The sequence below is a fragment of the Pseudomonas sp. NBRC 111131 genome, assembly GCF_001320525.1.
Classification (GTDB): domain Bacteria; phylum Pseudomonadota; class Gammaproteobacteria; order Pseudomonadales; family Pseudomonadaceae; genus Aquipseudomonas; species Aquipseudomonas ceruminis.
Map to the genome: position 1 here is coordinate 114,181 of NZ_BCBH01000011.1, position 20,021 is coordinate 134,201.

A 20,021-nucleotide genomic window follows, 5' to 3' on the forward strand; every position below is an offset into this window, starting at 1 on the left:
GGCCCCCAGGCATGCCCGTCAACGCCAGTTGAGGTTCACCGTGGCAGGCGCCTTGCCGTTCACCGTCACGTGCTGCTGCACGGTGGCACCGTCCGCCTGGCCAATGACGGTGTACTGGCCCGGTGGCAATTGCACGTAAAGCAACGGGCCGACATCCTGCAGGCTGAGCACCGATTTGCCGTGCGCGCTCTGAATGTCCACCGATGCGCCGCTCTGGAACTTACCTTCCGGCCCGGTTGACAGTTCGACGTGCAGGTCATAGCCCGCAGTCTTGCGCAGGGCATTGGCCTCATCCTGGCCAATCCCCCCTTGCAGGTAGCGGATGCCGTTCTGTTCCTGGGGCTGCAGTTGCACGGCCTGCATGTCGATGGGTGCATTAAGGTCGGCCGCGGCGGCGAGGGTCCACGGTAATGCCAGCGCGAGCAACAGCGTCGCGCCCAAGGCATAGTGATGATTACGCATGGTCAGCTCCTCCTTATGGAGATGGCTTACCTGACATTGGATGCGCTGGCACAGGGCAGGTTCAGGCCGCGCGCCGCTCTTCGAGCAATTTCACGAACATGCTCAGGCTGCGCGACACGGTGCCGCGGCGCCACACCAGCCAGGTCTTGAGGTAGCGAAAATCCTCTGACATCGGCCAGGCGCTGACGGTGCTGCAGCCGGGCATGTTGTCGAGCATGCTGCGCGGCAACATCGCCAGGCCGGCACCGGCGCTGACGCACGCCAACATCCCGTGGTACGACTCCATTTCGTGGATCTTGCCCGGCACGGCCTGGTCCTGGACGAACCAGTTCTCGAAATGATGACGGTACGAACAGTTGGCGCGGAAGGCATAGATGCTCGCGCCGTTGACGTCCTGGGCACGGCCCACCGGCGCATGGTTGAGCGGCGAGATGATGACCATTTCCTCTTCGAATACCGGTATGCCTTCGAGGGTGGGGTGCAGCACCGGACCATCGACGAAGGCCGCCACCAGGCGCCCGGACAGCACGCCTTCGAGCATGGTCCCCGAAGGCCCGGTGGACAGGTCGAGGTCAACCTTGGGGTAGCGCTGGTTGTAGGCGGCCAGCAACGCGGGGATGCGTACCGCCGCCGTGCTCTCCAGCGAACCGAGGGCGAAGGTGCCTTGGGGATCTTCACCGGCCACGGTCAGCCGCGCTTCGTGGACCAGGTCCAGAATGCGCCGGGTATATTCAAGGAAATTCCAGCCCGCCGGGGACAGGCGCAGCCGGCTTTTCTCTCGGATGAACAGCTCGACGCCCAGGTCCTCTTCCAACTGCTTGATGCGTGTGGTCAGGTTCGAGGGCACCCGATGGATGTGCTGGGCCGCGGCGCTGATACTGCCCTGCTCTGCCACGGCCTTGAAGATTTCCAGTTGCACCAGGTCCACAGTCATTCTCCAAACGTGAATGTTTCGCTCATTATTATTCAGTTTTCATTAAAGCCATAGCCCACTAGTCTGGCCTCACTGATTAACAACAACGAGTGCCCCGCCATGAGCGAGATCAGCAGCCTGACCCACGCCATTTCCGTTGACCCCTTCAGCGGCGAACAGATCGGCAGCTACCCCTATGACACCGATGCTGCACTGGAAGCGGCATTGCAACGCGCCAAGCTTGGCTACCGGCAGTGGCGCCAGGTGTCGCTGGGTCAGCGCAGCGAATACCTGCTCGCCCTGGCCAGCGCCCTGGACGCCAAGGCCGAAGCCTTTGCCCAGATGATCAGCCACGAAATCGGCAAGCCGGTCAGCCAGGCTCGCGGTGAAGTGAGCAAGTGCGTGGGCCTGTGCCGCTGGTACGCTGAGCACGGCCCCGCCATGCTCGCCCCTGAGCCGACCCAGGTGGAAAAAGCCCGTATCGAATACCGCCCGCTGGGCCCGATCCTGGCGGTGATGCCATGGAACTTCCCGATCTGGCAGGTGCTGCGCGGCGCGGTACCGGCGATCCTGGCCGGCAACACCTACGTGCTCAAGCACGCCCCGAACGTGATGGGCAGCGCTTACCTGCTGGGTGAATTGTTCAAGGATGCCGGCGTGCCGGAAGGCGTGTTCGAGGTGCTCAACGTGACCCCTGAAGGGGTTACCCGCGCCATCAATGACCCACGCATCGCCGCGGTGACCCTCACCGGCAGCGTGCGCGCTGGCATGGCCATCGGGGCCCAGGCCGGTGCTGCATTGAAAAAATGCGTGCTCGAGCTGGGCGGTTCCGACCCGTTCATCGTACTGGCTGACGCCGACCTGGATGCCGCGGTCAAGGCCGCAGTGATTGGCCGGTACCAGAACACCGGGCAGGTCTGCGCCGCCGCCAAGCGCCTGATCGTCGAGCAAAGCATCGCCGAGGCGTTCACGCACAAGTTCGTCGAAGCCACGCGTCAGCTGAAAATCGGCAACCCGCTGGAGGACGACACCTACATCGGCCCTATGGCCCGCTACGACCTGCGTGACGAGCTCGATGGTCAGGTCCAGGCGACCCTCGCCGAAGGTGCCACCCTGCTGCTAGGCGGCAACAAGATCGAGGGCGTGGGTAACTTCTACGCACCTACCGTGTTCGCCAACGTGACCCCGCAGATGACCGCGTTCAAGCAGGAGCTGTTCGGGCCGGTGGCCGCGATCATCACCGCCCGGGATGCCGACCACGCCGTGGAACTGGCCAACGACAGCGAGTTTGGCCTGGCGTCGACCATCTACACCGCCGACTATGCCTTGGCCGAGCGCATGACGGCGGCGTTGGATACCGGTGGCGTGTTCATCAACGGCTACTGCGCTTCCGACCCCCGTGTGGCATTTGGTGGAGTGAAGAAGAGCGGTTTCGGCCGCGAGCTGTCGCACTTTGGGGTGCGCGAGTTCACCAACGCCCAGACCGTGTGGCTGGACCGTAACTGATGTACTGAAGGGGCTGCTGCGCTTGCCGGCCATGGGCCGCCCAGCGGCCCCGCTCAGCTCAATCGCGAACCTGGTCCTTGACCCAGTCCAGCATCCCCCCCGGCACGATCAACTCGTGCCGCGCCCGTGAACAGGCGGTATACAACCCCGCCAGCAGGCGCGCCCGCTCATTGCGATTGCCCGCCGCTGCAGGCGCAACCATCAGTTCTGGCGACACCATCACCCGGGCGAACTCCATGTTCTTCACATCGCGCACCCGGCCCAGGAACAGTTTCGGCGCCTTGTCCCAGCGATAGCGGCTCTTGGCCTTGGCGAAGTGCTCCGGGGTATAGCCCTTGCGCAGCATGTTGGCCACCGCCACGAATGCCTTGTCGTCGCCTTTGTCCTGCTCCAATGCCTGCCAGCTGGCGTACCGGAACAGCATAGGGTGGCGCGGCCGGGTTCCATGGCGATACAGCTCGATGCAGTCCTCGACGAACAGCTCGAAGTCCTTACGCGCACTTTTCAGCAACACGAACGGCACCCCCTGGTGAGTCAGGCGCTGGAACCAGCCAAACAAGCCCCACTCGTCATCGACGATCAATGCCGTCGGTTGCTGGGGCACGGTGACCGTGTCGAAGAAGCTGACCCGTGTGTAGTGCTCGGCGCTGCCGCTGAATGCTGCCTGGATGGCTGCGGGGTGGGCCTGGATCAGTGGGTTGAGCACGCTGTCCATGGCTGGCCCGGCGCGCAACGAATGGTCGATGTAGCGCTGGCGGATGAAGCTGCCATGGTGCGGGCTCAGGCCATCGAGGTTCTGCAACTCGTCGCCCAGCGCAATGACCGATTGCGGGCTGCGGTCGAGCACCGCGAGCATCGGTGCGGAGAGCTCGTGCGCCTCGTCGACGATGATATGGGTGTAGCGGTTGTCGATGGCCTCGGCGGTCAGCGACAACAGTTTGACCCGGTGGTAATCGCGTACCGGCAGTTGAACCTCACGCGATGAAGGGCGAATCAGCTCTTGCCAGTACAAGCGCGCCTTTTCCAGCAGCACCTCCTGGTCCAACGGTGAGGTACCGGGGCCGGCCCAGGGCAAATGATGCAGTTGCACCTGGCTGTCGCCGCTGCGACAGAAACTGCGCACGGCCTTGATGCACAGGGCGACCACATCGCGGGCCGCCAAGGGGCCAATGTCAGGAATGGCCAGCCATCGCACCACCTGCGCTTCCTGTGGGCGCCACGAAAGCTTGGTCCGGTACGGGTCACGCAGGCGCCAGCCGTTGCTGGTGAGGTCGCGGTTGAGGATTTCGTCGGCCAACTGGCCGAAGGTCATTGCGGTGTAGGCCGCAGCATCCTTGACCCGCGCCTGCAGCGCCCTGAGCTGGCCTTCGGTGAGGGCCAGCAGCAAGGTGCGATGGGGCTCGAGCAACCGCGCGAACTGGTGGATGAGGAATGTCTTGCCAGTGCCGGCGAAGCCCTGCACCGCCACCGATTCGTCGCCCCCGCAAAGAAACTCGCGCAGCAGGCGGTTCTGCTGGTCGCTGAGCATCAGGTCGCTGGCCAGGGACGGCAGGTAGACCGGGTGCAACGGGGTCACCCGCTGGCGGTAGCTGTCGGCGAACTGGAAGTTCCACTGGCCTTCGGCGTCCAGAAATTCATCCGTCGGGTAATCGACCTCGGCCGATGGCAAGCCCACGCCGTTCTCCCCGAGCATACCCAGCCCCATGGCGAATGCCTCGCGGTCGAAATGCTGCGCCACCTGGCCTTGGAAACGGCCTGGCGCGGCAGCGTCGACTTGGTTGGCGATGCGTACGATCTCGGCAAAGCGGCGCTCCTGCGCGTCAGCCGACACGCTGGCCGGTTGGCGCGGCAGGTTTTGCACGAACAACACGGCGGCGGCTTCGAGCACACTGGCGGTCTGGAAGAAATCAGTGGCCGTGCTCGCCAGGCGGTCGGCCTGGTCGCTGGGCAAAGGCAGGTAGAACATTGGAACCTCGGGTGGAAACTGCTGGGCACGATAGCAATTTTCCGCAGCGAATGCTGGATCCAGTGCTGTCAGTACCCGCGAAGCGGCCGGCCACGCTTGAGGGTCTCGCTCGGCAACTCCCGGAACAGCTGCCGGTAACTTTCAGAAAACCGCCCCAGATGCCAGAACGACCAGCGCATGGCCACTTCGGCGATGGTCACTTCCCCGCCACGCAACAGGTCACGCCGTGCACCATTGAGCCGGCGCAAGCGCAACCATTGCGCCGGCGGCATGCCGGTAAAAGCCTTGAAAGCCTCTTGCAACTGACGCAGGGAAACACCGGCAACCGCCGCCAGTTCCACCAGGTTGAGGGTTTCTTCCGGGCAGTCTGCCGCCCATTCGCTAACCCGCTGCATGATGCCCCGCTCCTCCCCGCGTCGCCCCAGGGCGCCGCCCTGCAGGCGCTGGCAGGCGTTGTCGAGAATGAACAGGCAGTCTTCCAGCAACTGCTCGGCCAACGCCTGCCCCGCCAGCGGGCAATCGGCCTGCCCCAGGCGCGTCAGGGTGGCGCTGAGCCAACTGCCGAACAGCGCGTTCTGCCCACTTCCCAGCGGCACCATGAACAGGCCTTCGAGGCGCTGCGTATCGAGGCCATGGCGGGCCAGAAAGGCCTGGTCGAACACCACCGCCACTTCCTGGTAATTCTCCGGCGTGATCCAGATATTGCGGCTTTGTTCGTTGAGCAGGTAGAGGCTGTTCTCGCTGCGATCGAAACAGAACGTCAATGCGCCGCTCGGCGCGCGGAAAAATTGCTCCACCCGGGTGTTCAGGCGCTCTTCGTAAACCTCGACGCCATCGAGCCCCAGGCAACGCAACTGGCCACTGAAATGGCCCGGCGACATCTGCCGGTACTGTTGCTGCCATCCGGGCGAGGCACGCACCTGCTCGGAGACATCGGTGGTGTGGAAAGCCTGAACCTGCAAGGCATTGGGCGTTGTCACGCTGGATCCTATTGCACTCTTTTGGTGCATTGATTGCCGAAGAAAGTGGATAGATCGCCCCAGGGGGCTGCGCCCAAGATAGTCTCCAGCGCGTCAACTGGGAAGCCACCGGCACCCGACGCGCACATGAAACCCAACCAAGAGGTCTGTATGAACGCCCCTTTCGATCAGCTCTCCGCCTGGCTGAAAGAACACCGGATCACCGAAGTCGAATGCGTGATCAGCGACCTGACCGGCATTGCCCGCGGCAAGATCGCCCCGACCGCCAAGTTCCTCCACGAGCGTGGCATGCGCTTGCCCGAGAGCGTGCTGCTGCAGACTGTCACCGGCGACTACGTCGACGATGACATCTACTACAGCCTGCTCGATGCCGCCGACATCGACATGGTCTGCCGCCCCGACCCCACGGCGGTGTACCAGATTCCCTGGGCCATCGAACCGACCGCCATCGTCATCCACGATACCTTCGACAAGCAGGGCAACCCGATCGAGCTGTCGCCACGCAACGTGCTGAAGAAGGTGCTCAAGCTGTACGCCGACAAAGGCTGGCAGCCAATCGTCGCGCCGGAGATGGAGTTCTACCTGACCCAGCGCTGCGAAGACCCGGACTTGCCGCTGCAAGTGCCGATGGGCCGCTCTGGCCGCGCCGAAAGCGGTCGCCAGTCGTTCTCGATCGACGCCGCCAACGAATTTGACCCGCTGTTCGAGGACGTTTACGACTGGTGCGAGATCCAGGGCCTGGACCTGGACACGCTGATCCATGAAGACGGCCCAGCGCAGATGGAGATCAACTTCCGCCATGGCGACGCGCTGGACCTGGCCGACCAGATCACCGTGTTCAAACGCACCATGCGCGAGGCGGCGCTCAAGCACAATGTGGCCGCCACCTTCATGGCCAAGCCCATCACCGATGAGCCGGGCAGTGCCATGCACCTGCATCAGAGTGTGGTCGACATTGCCACCGGCAAGCCCGTGTTCGCCAACGATGATGGCAGCATGAGCGCGCTGTTCCTGCACCATATCGGCGGCCTGCAGAAGTACATCCCCAAACTGCTGCCGATGTTCGCCCCCAACGTCAACTCGTTCCGCCGCTTCCTGCCGGACACCTCGGCACCGGTAAACGTCGAGTGGGGTGAAGAAAACCGCACCGCCGGCCTGCGCGTGCCGACCTCCAGCCCCGATGCGATGCGCGTGGAAAACCGCCTGCCAGGGGCCGATGCCAACCCTTACCTGGCCATCGCCGCGAGCCTGCTGTGCGGCTACCTGGGCATGGTCGAAAAGATCGAGCCGAGCGCACCGGTACAGGGCCGAGCCTACGAACGACGCAACCTGCGCCTGCCGATCACCATCGAAGACGCCCTGCAGCACATGGAAGACTGCGAAACCGTGCAGCGTTACCTGGGCAAGCAATTCGTTCAGGGGTATGTGGCAGTCAAGCGTGCCGAGCATGAAAACTTCAAGCGTGTGATCAGTTCGTGGGAACGCGAGTTCCTGTTGCTTAGCGTCTGATCGCCAGGGGGCGCCCTGCGCCCCTGTGCACCGAACCGAAAGAACAAGACCAACGAGGTGTCGACATGCGTCATCTGCAAGCCCTGATTCCTGCAGCATTCACCCTGCTGTTCGGTGCGGCCGCCCAGGCCCAGCCTACGGTCAGCGTCTACAACTGGACCGACTACATCGGTGACACGACACTGGCCGACTTCCAGGCCAGCAGTGGGATCAAGGTCATCTATGACGTGTTCGACTCCAACGAAACCCTGGAGGGCAAGCTGCTCGCCGGCCGCACGGGCTACGACGTGGTAGTGCCGTCCAACCACTTCCTTGCCCGCCAGGCCAAGGCCGGGGCGTTTCTACCGCTGGACCGCAGCAAGCTGCCCAACTGGAAGCACCTGGACCCTAAACTGCTCAAGCAGCTCGAGCAGAATGACCCAGGTAACACATATGCCGTGCCGTACCTGTGGGGCACCAACGGCATCGGCTACAACGTCGACAAGGTCAAAGCCGTGCTGGGCATTGACCACATCGATTCCTGGGCGGTCCTGTTCGAGCCTGAGAACCTGAAAAAACTCAAGCAGTGCGGCGTGGCGTTCATGGATTCGCCCGACGAGCTGTTCCCGGCCATGCTCAACTACCTGGGCCTGGACCCGCGCAGCGAAAAGCCGGCCGATTACGCCAAGGCCGAAGCACGCCTGCTGGAGTTGCGCCCTTACATCACTTACTTCCATTCCTCCAAGTACGTGTCGGACCTGGCCAACGGCGACATCTGCGTGGCCTTCGGCTATTCCGGCGACGTGTTCCAGGCCGCCAACCGCGCGGTGGAGGCCAAGAACGGCGTGAAGGTGGCCTACAGCATTCCCAAGGAAGGCAGCAACCTGTGGTTCGACCTGCTGGCCATCCCGAAGGACGCCAACAATCCTGAGCAGGCCCTGGCCTTCATCAACTATCTGCTGGACCCCAAGGTGATTGCCAAGGTCAGTACCACCGTGGGTTACGCCAACGCCAACCCAGACGCCAAGGCGTACATGGATAAAGCACTGGTCGACAACCCAGAGATCTACCCACCCCAGGAGGTGCTGGACAAGCTGTACATTTCCAGCACGCCGAGCCCGGCGATCATGCGCGTCATGACCCGCTCCTGGAGCAAGATCAAGTCCAACCGCTGAGCCGAGACCGCGCCATGCCCTTCGATACCCAACACACCGCATCGTATTACGCTGCCACCGCGCGTCATACGACGCCCTACCCCAGCCTCGACGGCGAACTGACGGCCGATGTCTGTGTGGTCGGTGGCGGCCTGACCGGGGTCAATACTGCGCTTGAGCTGGCTGAGCGCGGCCTGTCGGTGATCCTGCTCGAAGGCCGTCGCATCGGCTGGGGCGCCAGCGGACGTAACGGCGGCCAACTGATCCGCGGCATCGGCCATGACGTCAGCGGCTTTGCCCGCTATGTCGGGCAGGACGGGGTGCGCTACCTCAAGCACGCTGGGATCGATTCGGTGGCACTGGTGGCCAGGCGCATCGAGCAATACGGCATTGCCTGCGACCTGCGCTGGGGGTTTTGCGAGCTGGCCAACACCCCAGCCCAGTTCGCCGCCTTCAAGGATGAACAGCGCGAGTTGGCCGAACTGGGTTACCCACACGAAACACGCCTGGTGGCCCCGGAGCAGTTGCACCAGATCGTTGCCAGCGACCAGTATGCGGGCGGGCTTGTGGACATGGGCTCTGGCCACCTGCACCCGCTCGACCTGGTCCAGGGGGAAGCGCGTGCCTCCCACGGTCTTGGCGTGCGCATCTTCGAGCAGAGCCCGGTGCTGCGCATCGAGCACGGCGCCACAGTGACCCTGCACACCGCACGCGGCAAGGTACGCGCGCAAAGCCTGGTACTGGGCTGCAACGCCCACCTCGATGAACTGGAACCACGGCTGAGCGGCAAGGTGCTGCCCGCAGGCAGCTACGTGGTGGCTACCGAGCCACTGCCCGAGGCTGTCGCCCAGGCACTGATCCCACAGAACATGGCGATGTGCGACCAGAAGGTCGGCCTGGATTACTACCGCCTTACCGCCGATCGCCGCTTGCTGTTCGGCGGTGCTTGTCACTATTCAGGGCGGGACCCCAAGGACATCAGTGCCTACATGCGCCCCAAAGTAGTGAAGGTGTTCCCGCAGCTGGCCGATGTGCGTATCGACTACCAGTGGGGCGGTATGATCGGCATCACCGCCAACCGCTTCCCTCAGGTCGGGCGGTTGAGCCAGCACCCGAACGTCTACTACGCCCAGGGTTATTCCGGGCATGGCCTGAACGTGACGCACTGGACGGCCAAGCTGCTGGCCGAGAGCATTGCGCTGGGCCACAGCCAGGGGCTGGATGTGTTCAGTGCAGTACCTCACCTGACGTTCCCGGGCGGCAAGGCGCTGCGTTCGCCCCTGCTGGCGTTGGGGATGTTGTGGTACCGATTGCGGGAGGTACTGGGCTAAGCCGGCCCACCTTAGGCGAGCCGTCGGCGGGCAACCGTGCGGCGGCAATCTTACTACCAACTTTAAATAACCATTGTAAGCTGTTGATTTATAACATTTATTTAGATGTTTTCTCGAAACAGCATTAAGTTGCCTTTCACTGCCTTCAACCTCTTACTGGCACGCATCTTCAGAAATTTCACGGCATAGCCCCCCAACTGCTGCGCACCTGCTAGCGTTGTTCTGGCCCCCTCCTGATGGATGCCCCTAACATGAAATCACTGCCTCGCATCACCCTGCTGTGCGCTGCATTGCTCGCAGTGGCGGCCTGTTCCAGCAACCGGGTAGACCCGAAAGACTATTCCGGCTTTCTCAAGGACTACAGCCGACTGCAGCCGGCCGAAAGCCCCTCCGGCGCGCCGGTGATGCGCTGGATCGACCCGAAGGTCGACCCCAACCAATACACCCAGATCTTCATCGAGCCCAGCCAGTTCTACCCCAAGCCGCAACCGACGCCGGTCATTTCGGCGCAGACCCTGCAGGAGATCACCCGCTACTTCAATGAAGCCCTGCGCCGCGAGATGGGCAGTGTACTCACCCTGGCCAAGGCCCCTGGCCCGGGCACCATCGTGGTGCGGCCTGCCATCACCGCTGTATCCACCAGCAATGAAGGGCTGAAACCTTACGAGGTGATCCCAATCGCGCTGATTTCGGCAGGCGTGAACACCGCCATGGGCGGGCGCGACCAGGAAGTGGACGTGGGTGTGGAAGCCGCCTTCCTCGATGGCGCCAGCCAGAAAGTGCTGGCGCAGGTCGTGCGCAAGGGCACCGGCAAAGCGCTGGAGAATGACACCCAGAAGCTGACGCTCAACGACGTCAAGCCCGTACTCGACGGCTGGGCCAAGGACATGCGCGCCAGCTTCGTGGCACTGAAGCAGAAAAACCGCTGAGCCTGTTCGGCGGCTGGCAGGTCAGCATTCAACGAATGCGACAGCCAGGCCGCCGCGCGAGGTTTCCTTGTAATTGGCGTGCATGTCGGCGCCGGTATCGCGCATCGTGCGGATCACCCGGTCGAGCGAAATGAAGTGCTCGCCATCCCCCCGCAAGGCCATCTGTACAGCGTTGATCGCCTTGACCGCAGCGATCGCGTTGCGCTCGATGCAGGGCACCTGAACCAAGCCACCCACCGGGTCGCAGGTCAGTCCCAGGTTGTGCTCCAGCGCGATCTCGGCGGCATTTTCCAGCTGTGGCGGTGTGGCACCGAGCACCTGGGCAAGGCCGGCGGCGGCCATGGCGCACGCAGAACCCACCTCCCCCTGGCAACCGACCTCGGCGCCGGAAATGGACGCGTTCTTTTTGCACAGGATGCCGACAGCCGCAGCGGCAAGCAGAAAGTCCACCACATCGTCGTCACAGGGGCTGGGGTTGAACTTCATGTAGTAGTGCAACACCGCCGGAATAATACCCGCCGCGCCGTTGGTCGGTGCGGTGACCATGCGCCCGCCGGCTGCGTTCTCTTCGTTGACGGCCAGGGCGAACAGGTTCACCCACTCCATGGCGCTCAGGGTCGAGCCGATCACGTTAGGTTTGCCCAGCGCCTGTAGGCTGCGGTGCAAACGAGCGGCACGGCGCTTGACGCCAAGCCCGCCGGGCAGCGTGCCCTCATTACGCAGGCCCTGGTCAACGCACTCGCCCATGGCCGTCCAGATGCGCAACAGCCCTTGGCGCACGTCGGCCTCAGGGCGCCAGGCGCACTCGTTGGCCAGCATCAACTGGGCAACGCTTAGCCGGTGGGCCTTGCACAACGCCAGCAGCTCGGCGGCGCTGGAAAATTCGAAAGGCTGGCGTACCTCGTCCGCGGCTGGCCGGGGAGCATCGACCTCGGTCTGCTCGACGATGAAACCGCCTCCGATCGAATAGTACGTCTGGCTGAACAGCAGCCCGCCCTGCCCGTTGTACGCAACGAGGGTCATGGCATTGGGGTGATACGGTAGGCTTTCGTCCAGCAGCAGCAGGTCGCGACCGTACTCGAAGGCCAGCGGCTGGCTGCCATCGAGCATCAGGCATTGCTCCTCCAACACCTGGCGGATGCGCGGCTCGATGGTGGCCGGGTCGATACGGTCTGGCCACTGGCCCATCAAGCCCAGCAGACAGGCGCGGTCGGTGGCATGCCCTACCCCGGTGGCCGACAGCGAGCCGTACAGGCGCACTTCGATGCGGCTTACCTGTGCCAGCAGGCCACGGTCGCGCAACGCCTGGGCGAAGGTCGCCGCCGCGCGCATCGGGCCCACGGTGTGGGAACTGGACGGGCCGATGCCAATTTTGAAAAGGTCGAAAACACTGATAGCCATACTAATGCCTGACCGCACCGGCTTCGTGCGCCGCTGTACGGTTGTCTGGGGAAATTGAGCGATAGTGCGAATTTGCGCGATACTGCCCCGTTCCACGGAGGTTGACCAACGAAACCTCCTAAGCAAGGCTTTAGCGAAACTAAACGATGCGACGACAACTCAACGGCCAGATGTTTTTCTGGCTGCATGTCTTTTCCTGCGCGGCACGGCATTTGTCGTTTACCCGCTGCGCTGAAGAGCTGCACATCACCCCGGGCGCTGTCAGCCAGCAGATGCGCCAACTTGAGGAGCGCCTGGGCTATCGGTTGTTCCTGCGCCGGGCCCGCGGGGTGGAGCTCAGTGCCGAAGGCCAGCGCCTGGCACAGACGGTGAGCGACGCCTATGGCAGCATCGAGGCGGAACTGCTACGCCTGGATGCCGGTGAGATCCGTGGCACCTTGCGCCTGCGTTCGATCCCGTCGTTCCTGGCCAAGTGGCTGACTCCACGGCTGCCCCGCTTTCAGCAACGCTACCCGGACATCGAGCTACGCCTGGTGGCCGAGGACAGCGCACAAGCCTTGCACCCGGGCGACTTTGACCTGGCCATCGACCTGAACGATGGCAGCTACCCCGGCATGCTTTCGACGCCCTTGCTGGACGAACAGATATTTCCGGTCTGCTCTCCTTCGCTGCTGCGCGGCCGCCCGCCGCTACATGGCCCGGCAGACCTGGTGCACTACCCGCTGCTGCACGACATCACCGCCTGGCGGGGCAGTTCGGAATACGCCGAGTGGGAGTTCTACCTCGAAGGCATCGGTGCCGGCGGGCTGGATGTGCGCCGTGGCCATACCTTCAACCGCAACCACCTGACCATCGAGGCGGCGATCGCTGGCATCGGCGTGGCCATTGCGCGGCGCACGCTGCTCAATGACGAACTGGAACGCGGCGCATTGATCGTGCCCTTTGGCAACCCGATCGCCAACCACAAACGGTACATGGTGCATTACCCGCCGGGTGGGCTGAGCCAGCCCGGGGCGCGGGCGGTGCACGACTGGTTGGTGGAAGAAGCACGAGGCTTCAGGGGGTTGCATGCGTTGGGGGCCAGCGATCAATAAGCCTGCTTGCCGGTAAACGCATTGAGTGTGCGCACCAGGATCACGAAATCGAGCCACAGCGACCAGTTGTTGATGTACTCGATGTCCGAGTCGACGCGCTGGATCATCTGTTCGATGTCCTTGGTTTCGCCCCTGAACCCACGCACTTGTGCAAGGCCGGTCATGCCCGGCTTGATGTTGTGGCGGGCGAAGTAGTCGACGATATCCTGCGAGTACAGCGTGTCATGTTGCAGCGCATGGGGGCGCGGCCCCACCAGGGACATCTCACCGGTCAGTACATTGAACAGTTGCGGCAGTTCATCCAGGCTGGTGCGGCGGATGAAAGCGCCCACCCGGGTCAACCGAGGGTCATTCTTCTGTGCCTGTTTGACCACACCGTCATCCGGCTGATGCACATGCATGCTCCTGAACTTCCAGATACGGAAGGATTCACCCGTCCAGCCGGTCCGCTCCTGGCGGAAGAACACCGGCCCCGGGCTGTCGAGCTTGATGGCCAAGGCAATGGCCAGCAACACGGGTGATGCACACAGCACGATAACCGCAGCGAGCACACGGTCCTCGAGGTTCTTGAGGAACAGGCTCATGCCAGTGAGCGGCGTTTCCGACAACGTCAGCACCGGTATCCCGGCAATCTCGCGCACACTGTGGTTGATCAGGCGCAGTGAAAAGATATCAGGCACCCAATTCACTGCAATGCACTTGTCAAGCAACTTCAGGTAGACATCATTAATCACTTCCGAACCGCCCAGCGGGGTAACCAGATAGACCGTCCTGATCGCATGCTGGGCAATAATTTCATCCAACTTTGAAATATGCCCCAATACCGAAAGGCGCTGTTTTATTTCAGCGCTCTCTTTATGTTGCTCAGCAACTTCGTCAATCAGCACACACCCGACAACCCGTTCGCCGAACCACGGGTTATTACTGATCTTTTGATAAAGAAAGTTTGCAAGATCCCCGGCGCCGATAATCAGCGCATTGTCCAGGCGGGCATGGGCAGTGAAACGTTTTTGCACCTCGCGCACGGCATAGTGCAGAAACAGTTGAACGACATAACCAATGACGAACAACTGCCCCACCACCATCCGCGAATAGCTCTCGCTCTGCTTGGTGAGGAACGCCAGCACCACCAGAAAACAAAAGGTTGCCGACCAGGCCTTGAACAGCCTGAACGCTTTGATGGACAGCCCTACGTTAGTTCGGTAGATGGCGTAATGGTCGTAAATGACGGCCAATGCACCAATCAGCAACAGCAGCATGATGACGTAATCGGACGTGATATAACCGATTTGGTCGTAAATCAAATACCACGCCACCCCGGTCACTGCAATACCGTCAAGGCCCGCCTGAATGGCGTTACTCACGCTGCTTCTGCGCTGGAGCAAAGAACGACTGCTTCTGGGTTCGAACACCATTCTCAGACCTCGTGACAGTAAGCGCAGCACGTACATTTCACGTAATCAGAACAATAACAACACCCACTCTTTACATAGACCGAACGGGGCTTTGCCGTTACCTGCGTGAACACAGTTGATATCACTGTAGCAGTACTCTGCCTGCTGCGCGGCCCAATTCACCTGTGCCTTCGGTTTTGGCTGTTTCCCCGCCTTTTATCTTCGCCGCCAGGGGCAGGCCTTGGGCTGAACATCCCTGTACGCAGCAGGAACATCGGGTTACCGACCACATAGCGCATGAACAGCCGCCTCGGCTCCTTCACCAGGCGAAATACCCACTCGCCCCCCAGACGGCGCAACCAACCCGGTGCGCGGGCAACCTTGCCACCGAGAAAATCCAGGATTGCCCCGCCACAGACAATCAGGCACGGCACGCCACTGGCGGCCAACCTGGCAGCGACAGCTTCTTGCTTGGGCATGCCCATGCCCAGCACGATCAGTTCCGGCTGCAGCGCCTGCGCCAGGGCCAGGTAAGTGTCAACCTCGGCAAAACCATCGTGCAGCGACACCGGTTTTACGCCCCACAGCGCCTCGCTGCGCGCAGCCGCGGCGGACAACGCAGGTTCCTGTGTGCCCCAGAAGGCGACGCGCCGACCCTTGTAGCGCGCCAGCAATCTGGGAATAAAGTCTGTACCGTTCATGTTGAGCCCTGGTGCCAAACCGATGCGCCGGTACAAAATTGCCATGCCCGAACCATCGCGCAAGAGGACGTCGGCAGCCGCCAGCGTTCGGCAGAACTCGCCATCGCCTGCCACAAGGTTGAGGGCATGGGCATTGACGAAACCCAGCACGGTTGCACGCTCTGGCGTTGACAAGGCTGCCAGCAACCGCTGTTCATCGGCCGGGTCATTGACCACCTGCACGTTGTCCAGCACGGTGTTCCAGCGTGTTTGCCACAGCTGCTCGCCCATCAGTCATCGTCCCGCTTGGCCCGCACCCATTCGACCTGGCGCTTGATCAGGAACCCCACATACAAGGGGATCTTCTTGGCCGCGTACAGCGGCGCGTAGAGCAATACCGAAAACGGGATAACCTCCCTTGAGAACCGCCCCCATGCCAGCAGTATTGCGCTCCCGAGCAGGGCCAGCGCACAGGTGGCGATCAGCGCCGGCAACAGGATGCCGAACACTGCCCAGGCCAACCACGACAGCGTGAAGATGGCCATCAGGGCCAACGTCAACAAAGCCAGCGGTGGCACCAGCAGGTCCAGGGCCATAGCCAGCAACAGCCCGTTACCCTGACTGACTGAGGTTGCGATCAGTTTCGGCCCTTCGCTCAGTAGCACACCCAGGTGCCCATGCTCCCAACGCGTTCGCTGGCTGCTCAGGCCCTCCTGGCTCAGCGGGAACTGGCTGGTCACCTCGGCAAGCGGGCAAAACAGCGGCGGTTTCCCGTTACGGCAGAAATCCAGGCCCAGCTTGAGGTCCTCGACCAAATGACCGCTGGCCAGGTTGGCGGTGGCCAGCTCCTGCCAACGGAACGCCATGCCGGTACCCATCAGTTGACAAGGCAGGCCTGCACGCGCCCAGCCCCGGGGTCGCACCAGGTTCTTGACCCGCCAGGCGAACTCGGCCACCTGTACCTTGAGCCCGGCGCCGGGCGGTGCACGCATCAGGTCCAGCGCTTGTGCCGGGCGTGCCGTGGCCATGCAGGCCTGTGCCAGGTGCGCCAGGGAGCCGGCGCTCACCTGGCAGTCGGCGTCGATGATGACCACCACGTCAGGCGGGGCATTGGCCAGGTGCCTCACGCCATAATCCAAGGCATAGCCTTTGCCGCGCAGGTGCTCGTGCTGGCGCTCAAGTACCGCTGCCCCCGCGGAGCGTGCCAGCGCCGCCGTGTCATCCGTGCAGTTGTCCGCCACCACCAGCACTTGGTCGCCGTCCGCCAATTGAGCGCCAATGCTTTGCAGCGTCGGGACAATCCCGGCAGCCTCGTTATGCGCGGGCACCAGCACTGCCACGCGTGGCCTGGCAGCCGTGACCGCCGTGCAGGCGCGTGCGGGCAGGCAGGCCAGCAGTACCTGAACGAACAGCACCAGTACCGGCAGCAGGATAAGGACTGCCAGCGTGCCCAATAGCCATGCGATCAGGGTGATCATGCCGGCACCTTGAAATACTGGGCCAGCTTGGCCGCTTCGGTATCGATGTCATGGCGCTCCAGCACCCGCTGGCGCGCCGCCTCGCCCATGCGCTGCAGCACCTCGGCCGGCTGTTCCAGGCACTCGCCCATGGCCGCAGCCAGCTCATCCACTGCGCCGGCAGGGAACAGCCAGCCGTTTTCCCCGGGGCGCACCAGCTCGGGAATGCCCGCTACATAGGTGGTAAGGACCGGCCTGCGCAAGGCCATGGCTTCCATGATCACTACCGGCAGCCCTTCGGCAAAACTGGGCAAAACCAGGGCACGTGCTGCAAGGAGTTCTTCGCGTACCTGGGCGCTGCTGATCCAGCCGGTGATGCGTACCTGCGCCTGCAGCCCATGTTGGGCAATCAGCGCTTCGATCTGGCCGCGCATTTCGCCATCGCCCGCCAGCACCAGTTCGAACGCTACCGCCTGGGCGGCCAATCGGCGGGCCGCTTCGATCAACAGCAACTGGCCTTTCTGTTCGCACAGGCGCCCGACGCAAACCAGCCGCGGCGCCGTGGCCGGGTTATCGATCGCATCCTCATGAAAGCCCCGTTCAAGCCCGCAATGCACCACTTTCACCTTGGGCCAGTGCTCGTGCGCCACCCAGCGATACAGCTGGCTGCGCCCATAGGAGCTGACTGCAGCGACGAAGGCCGCGCGCCGGACCTTCTCTCCCAGGTGCAGGAACTGTGGTTTGTCGAACTCTTCCGGCCCGTGCACGGTGAAGCTATAGGCCGGCCCGCCGAGGGCACTGGCGAGCATCACCACCTCGGTAGAATTGGTGCCGAAATGCGCGTGTACGTGTTCGGCGCCGGATGCCTGTAGCCATTGCAAAACGCGGCAGGCCTCGGCCAGGTAGACCATGTGGTAAGGCAGCGAGCGGTCGGCGCGCCAACCCAGGCGCAAGGCCAGCCCCAGGCCCGCACAAAAACGCCGTGGCTGGGCCCTTAGTACCTGCCACAGGGGTTTCAGCAGCGCCGCCACGCCGCCCTGCAACACATAGTGGGTCTTCTCACGCTCAGCGATGTCTTCGCCGTCCTGCAACGCGCCGTCCCAGCCGCGCAAGGCGATGCGTTGGACCACCAGCCCCTGGCGCTCCAGCGCGAGGATTTCGCGACGGATGAAGCTGTGGCTGACTTTCGGGTACTGATTGATGAAATAGGCAATGTGCATAGAAATCCAAATCAATGCTGGCGAAAGTGAGGGCCACCTGTGCCCAGTGGCTATGTCAGGCTGTTGAGGGCTGACGGTGGCGTGCCGGCCGGCGAACTGAGGCTCAGTACCTCGTCATAGACCCCCAGCAGGTCCAGGGCCTGGTCGCTGCACAAGGTGATGCTGTGCTTGAAGGTGTTGCGATGCTGCCGGTAGCGCTCAGGGTGCTCGAGGATCTCGGCCAACGCGGCGCGCAGGTACTTTTCGTTGGCGCTCAGGGGGATGAGCGTGCCATTCACGCCGTCGACGATGTCCTCCACCGTACCGCCTGCATGGGTGCTGATCACCCAGACATCCCGCACCAGCGCTTCGCGCACGGCCAGGCCAAAGGTTTCCTTGGACTGGGTGGGGAACAGCAGCACATCGATGCCGGAGAAAAACTCATCCATGTTCGCCTGGGTGTAGCCAGGCACGATGCTGACCGGGCCGGGAATCTTGATGCTGTGCCGGTTGAACGAGCGAAAGCCCAGGTGCAGCAGGTTGTCGACGACCTTCAGCTCGTAATCCGAACGCGGCAGCGAAGCGAATGCCCGGGCGATGACGTCGATGCCCTTGATGGTCGCGTTGCCACCGACGAAGCCAAACCGGATGGTCTTGCCTGGGTGCCGCTGGTAGCCAGCCGCAGGCGGCAGGATGCCATTGCGGTTGACGCGGATCCTGGCGGCATCGAAGCCATTGGCGATGTACAGGTTGCGGCAGAACGCACTGGGCGCCAGCAGCAAGTTGGCTTTCTCCAGCGTGCTGGCCAGCAGCTGCTGGCGGTACACGTTCAAGGCCGGGTCGTCCACGCACTGGGCGCAGATCTCGGCATGCACCGTGGTTTGCCCGCAGTAGTGGCCGTGGTTGTTGATCATGAACTGGCGTCCGCAGATCCACCAGGCATCATGCAGCGTCACCACGAACGGTATACCCGCCTGCTGGCAGCGGTCTGCCAACTGCACCCCCAGACCTTGGATCGAATGCAGGTGGACAAGGTCTGGCGCGACGCATGCCAGTACGGCATCGAACACTTCACTGGTGGCTGGGTTGTCGAAGTCTTCCCGGGCCGTGCGCGTATCCGGCAAGCCCATGCCCAGCACCGCCGCTGCGTGCGCCTCATACCTGAACAGGCTGTAGGGTTCGGCGTCGGAGGACGGCAACGAGGTGAAAATGAACTGCTGGAAAGGCGAAGCAGCCACCATCAGCCGCGCCATCTGCTCGGCGACCACCGTGGCGCCGCCGAAGCTTCTGGGGGCAAAGAAGATATTGGCCGACAGTACCCGACGTGTGCGGTCAGCGCTCAGCGCCGGGAAAATCTGGCTGAGCTGCTCGCGCTCCTGGCTTTCCACGCCCGGCGTGCTTTCCACGACGGTGACGTGCCGGGTACCCGCATCGCTCATGGCCATGGCCAGGGTCGGCGTCGAGGCGATGGCGCGGTCACAGCACAGCAACGCCCGCTGGTACAGGGCCACGGCCGCCATCAGGCTGTGAATGACCTCGGCGCTCAATTCGCCCACGTCATTGCGCTGGCAGTATTGCTGCGGGTCGAAGATCTGTTCGTCGCAATCCCAGTAGGAGGTGACCTTGAGACGCTTGGCCTCTTCGATCAACTGCAGCACCGGATCAAAGGCCGGGACCCGGTGGAAGATGACCGCCGCGCAGGTCTGCAAGGCATTCAGGCAGGCGCTGTGGTCGTGCCAGTCCACCGCCTGGCACCTGTAGCCCTGCCCGCGCAGCATGTGCCGCAGGCGGGCCGGCCGGCCCTGCAATGTCAGGCCGGCACCCACCTCGCTGATCAGTACCACTTCCCGCGGGAACAGCTCGCTGGCCGGAACGCTGGGGTCGGCCAGGGGCAGGCTTTTGCGCTTGCTGTCGGCCGGCTTCCAGAGCAGGCTCGGCCCCTGCCTGAGGAACTCCCGGCAGGCCTTTTTCAACGTGGGATAGAGCCCGGCCTTGCGCAGGTAGGCGATAAAGCGCTGGTCCGCCCGTGGTTCACGGGTGAGCTGGCGGATGAATGCACTCGCCCTG

At 63.0% G+C, this 20,021-nt stretch carries 16 protein-coding genes; 6 read left to right on the top strand and 10 right to left on the bottom strand.

The window, feature by feature from the left end; genetic code table 11:
* Positions 1 to 18 precede the first annotated feature (18 nt).
* On the bottom strand, positions 19 to 462 hold the full coding sequence (locus APH34_RS12945; RefSeq protein ID WP_054901415.1) for a hypothetical protein: 444 nt from the start codon (positions 460 to 462) through the stop codon (positions 19 to 21).
* A 61-nt stretch (positions 463 to 523) separates the two neighbouring features.
* Positions 524 to 1,390, bottom strand: a complete 867-nt coding sequence (locus tag APH34_RS12950) for a LysR family transcriptional regulator (RefSeq protein WP_054901472.1) — start codon at positions 1,388 to 1,390, stop codon at positions 524 to 526.
* Positions 1,391 to 1,495: 105 nt separating this feature from the next.
* On the opposite strand from APH34_RS12950, the gene APH34_RS12955 reads away from it, so the two are divergent.
* Positions 1,496 to 2,881, top strand: a complete 1,386-nt coding sequence (locus tag APH34_RS12955; RefSeq protein ID WP_054901416.1) for an aldehyde dehydrogenase family protein — start codon at positions 1,496 to 1,498, stop codon at positions 2,879 to 2,881.
* Between the two features lie 58 nt (positions 2,882 to 2,939).
* On the opposite strand, the gene APH34_RS12960 is transcribed toward APH34_RS12955, so the two are convergent.
* Both APH34_RS12960 and APH34_RS12965 read right to left on the bottom strand, forming a co-directional pair.
* Positions 2,940 to 4,847, bottom strand: a complete 1,908-nt coding sequence (locus APH34_RS12960; protein ID WP_054901417.1) for an AAA family ATPase — start codon at positions 4,845 to 4,847, stop codon at positions 2,940 to 2,942.
* A 68-nt stretch (positions 4,848 to 4,915) separates the two neighbouring features.
* The gene (locus APH34_RS12965; protein ID WP_054901418.1) at positions 4,916 to 5,827 is read right to left on the bottom strand and encodes a helix-turn-helix domain-containing protein; all 912 of its coding nucleotides are present in this window, start codon (positions 5,825 to 5,827) and stop codon (positions 4,916 to 4,918) included.
* 150 nt (positions 5,828 to 5,977) lie between these two features.
* On the opposite strand from APH34_RS12965, the gene APH34_RS12970 reads away from it, so the two are divergent.
* The 4 genes from APH34_RS12970 (at position 5,978) to APH34_RS12985 (ending at position 10,729) form a co-directional block, all read left to right on the top strand.
* Positions 5,978 to 7,336, top strand: a complete 1,359-nt coding sequence (locus APH34_RS12970) for a glutamine synthetase family protein (RefSeq protein ID WP_054901419.1) — start codon at positions 5,978 to 5,980, stop codon at positions 7,334 to 7,336.
* A gap of 65 nt (positions 7,337 to 7,401) precedes the next feature.
* The gene (locus tag APH34_RS12975) at positions 7,402 to 8,490 is read left to right on the top strand and encodes a polyamine ABC transporter substrate-binding protein (RefSeq protein ID WP_054901420.1); all 1,089 of its coding nucleotides are present in this window, start codon (positions 7,402 to 7,404) and stop codon (positions 8,488 to 8,490) included.
* A 14-nt stretch (positions 8,491 to 8,504) separates the two neighbouring features.
* Positions 8,505 to 9,800: an FAD-binding oxidoreductase gene (locus APH34_RS12980; protein ID WP_054901421.1), complete on the top strand. Its 1,296-nt coding sequence runs from the start codon at positions 8,505 to 8,507 to the stop codon at positions 9,798 to 9,800.
* Between the two features lie 251 nt (positions 9,801 to 10,051).
* The gene (locus tag APH34_RS12985) at positions 10,052 to 10,729 is read left to right on the top strand and encodes a DUF3313 domain-containing protein (RefSeq protein WP_054901422.1); all 678 of its coding nucleotides are present in this window, start codon (positions 10,052 to 10,054) and stop codon (positions 10,727 to 10,729) included.
* A 21-nt stretch (positions 10,730 to 10,750) separates the two neighbouring features.
* Here the strand turns inward: APH34_RS12985 and APH34_RS12990 are convergent, their stop codons facing one another.
* Complete coding sequence (locus tag APH34_RS12990; RefSeq protein ID WP_054901423.1) at positions 10,751 to 12,130, bottom strand: L-serine ammonia-lyase; 1,380 nt, start codon at positions 12,128 to 12,130, stop codon at positions 10,751 to 10,753.
* A gap of 146 nt (positions 12,131 to 12,276) precedes the next feature.
* On the opposite strand from APH34_RS12990, the gene APH34_RS12995 reads away from it, so the two are divergent.
* On the top strand, positions 12,277 to 13,224 hold the full coding sequence (locus APH34_RS12995) for a LysR substrate-binding domain-containing protein (protein ID WP_054901424.1): 948 nt from the start codon (positions 12,277 to 12,279) through the stop codon (positions 13,222 to 13,224).
* Here APH34_RS12995 and APH34_RS13000 read toward each other — a convergent pair.
* The 5 genes from APH34_RS13000 to APH34_RS30345 all read right to left on the bottom strand — a co-directional run bounded on the left by APH34_RS13000 (position 13,218) and on the right by APH34_RS30345 (position 19,732).
* Positions 13,218 to 14,639 carry an undecaprenyl-phosphate glucose phosphotransferase gene (locus APH34_RS13000; protein WP_054901425.1) on the bottom strand — a complete coding sequence of 474 codons (1,422 nt, stop codon included), beginning with the start codon at positions 14,637 to 14,639 and terminating at the stop codon, positions 13,218 to 13,220. The two genes, APH34_RS12995 and APH34_RS13000, sit on opposite strands and share 7 nt — an antisense overlap.
* A gap of 158 nt (positions 14,640 to 14,797) precedes the next feature.
* On the bottom strand, positions 14,798 to 15,589 hold the full coding sequence (locus APH34_RS13005) for a WecB/TagA/CpsF family glycosyltransferase (protein WP_054901426.1): 792 nt from the start codon (positions 15,587 to 15,589) through the stop codon (positions 14,798 to 14,800).
* Positions 15,589 to 16,776 carry a glycosyltransferase family 2 protein gene (locus APH34_RS13010; protein WP_054901427.1) on the bottom strand — a complete coding sequence of 396 codons (1,188 nt, stop codon included), beginning with the start codon at positions 16,774 to 16,776 and terminating at the stop codon, positions 15,589 to 15,591. Before APH34_RS13010 ends, APH34_RS13005 begins: the two co-directional genes overlap by 1 nt.
* Positions 16,773 to 17,975 carry a glycosyltransferase gene (locus tag APH34_RS13015; protein ID WP_054901428.1) on the bottom strand — a complete coding sequence of 401 codons (1,203 nt, stop codon included), beginning with the start codon at positions 17,973 to 17,975 and terminating at the stop codon, positions 16,773 to 16,775. Before APH34_RS13015 ends, APH34_RS13010 begins: the two co-directional genes overlap by 4 nt.
* 50 nt (positions 17,976 to 18,025) lie before the next feature.
* Positions 18,026 to 19,732: a glycosyltransferase family 4 protein gene (locus APH34_RS30345; RefSeq protein ID WP_371263305.1), complete on the bottom strand. Its 1,707-nt coding sequence runs from the start codon at positions 19,730 to 19,732 to the stop codon at positions 18,026 to 18,028.
* Positions 19,733 to 20,021: the final 289 nt, after the last annotated feature.

Coding starts and splice junctions, on each gene's coding strand:
- APH34_RS12955 (WP_054901416.1), top strand. CDS start 1,496: ATGAGCGAGATCAGCAGCCTGACCCACGCCATTTCCGTTGACCCCTTC.
- APH34_RS30345 (WP_371263305.1), bottom strand. CDS start 19,732: ATGCTGCGCGGGCAGGGCTACAGGTGCCAGGCGGTGGACTGGCACGAC.
- APH34_RS12980 (WP_054901421.1), top strand. CDS start 8,505: ATGCCCTTCGATACCCAACACACCGCATCGTATTACGCTGCCACCGCG.
- APH34_RS12975 (WP_054901420.1), top strand. CDS start 7,402: ATGCGTCATCTGCAAGCCCTGATTCCTGCAGCATTCACCCTGCTGTTC.
- APH34_RS12945 (WP_054901415.1), bottom strand. CDS start 462: ATGCGTAATCATCACTATGCCTTGGGCGCGACGCTGTTGCTCGCGCTG.
- APH34_RS12985 (WP_054901422.1), top strand. CDS start 10,052: ATGAAATCACTGCCTCGCATCACCCTGCTGTGCGCTGCATTGCTCGCA.
- APH34_RS12990 (WP_054901423.1), bottom strand. CDS start 12,130: ATGGCTATCAGTGTTTTCGACCTTTTCAAAATTGGCATCGGCCCGTCC.
- APH34_RS13015 (WP_054901428.1), bottom strand. CDS start 17,975: ATGCACATTGCCTATTTCATCAATCAGTACCCGAAAGTCAGCCACAGC.
- APH34_RS12970 (WP_054901419.1), top strand. CDS start 5,978: ATGAACGCCCCTTTCGATCAGCTCTCCGCCTGGCTGAAAGAACACCGG.
- APH34_RS12995 (WP_054901424.1), top strand. CDS start 12,277: ATGCGACGACAACTCAACGGCCAGATGTTTTTCTGGCTGCATGTCTTT.
- APH34_RS13005 (WP_054901426.1), bottom strand. CDS start 15,589: ATGGGCGAGCAGCTGTGGCAAACACGCTGGAACACCGTGCTGGACAAC.
- APH34_RS13000 (WP_054901425.1), bottom strand. CDS start 14,639: ATGGTGTTCGAACCCAGAAGCAGTCGTTCTTTGCTCCAGCGCAGAAGC.
- APH34_RS12960 (WP_054901417.1), bottom strand. CDS start 4,847: ATGTTCTACCTGCCTTTGCCCAGCGACCAGGCCGACCGCCTGGCGAGC.
- APH34_RS13010 (WP_054901427.1), bottom strand. CDS start 16,776: ATGATCACCCTGATCGCATGGCTATTGGGCACGCTGGCAGTCCTTATC.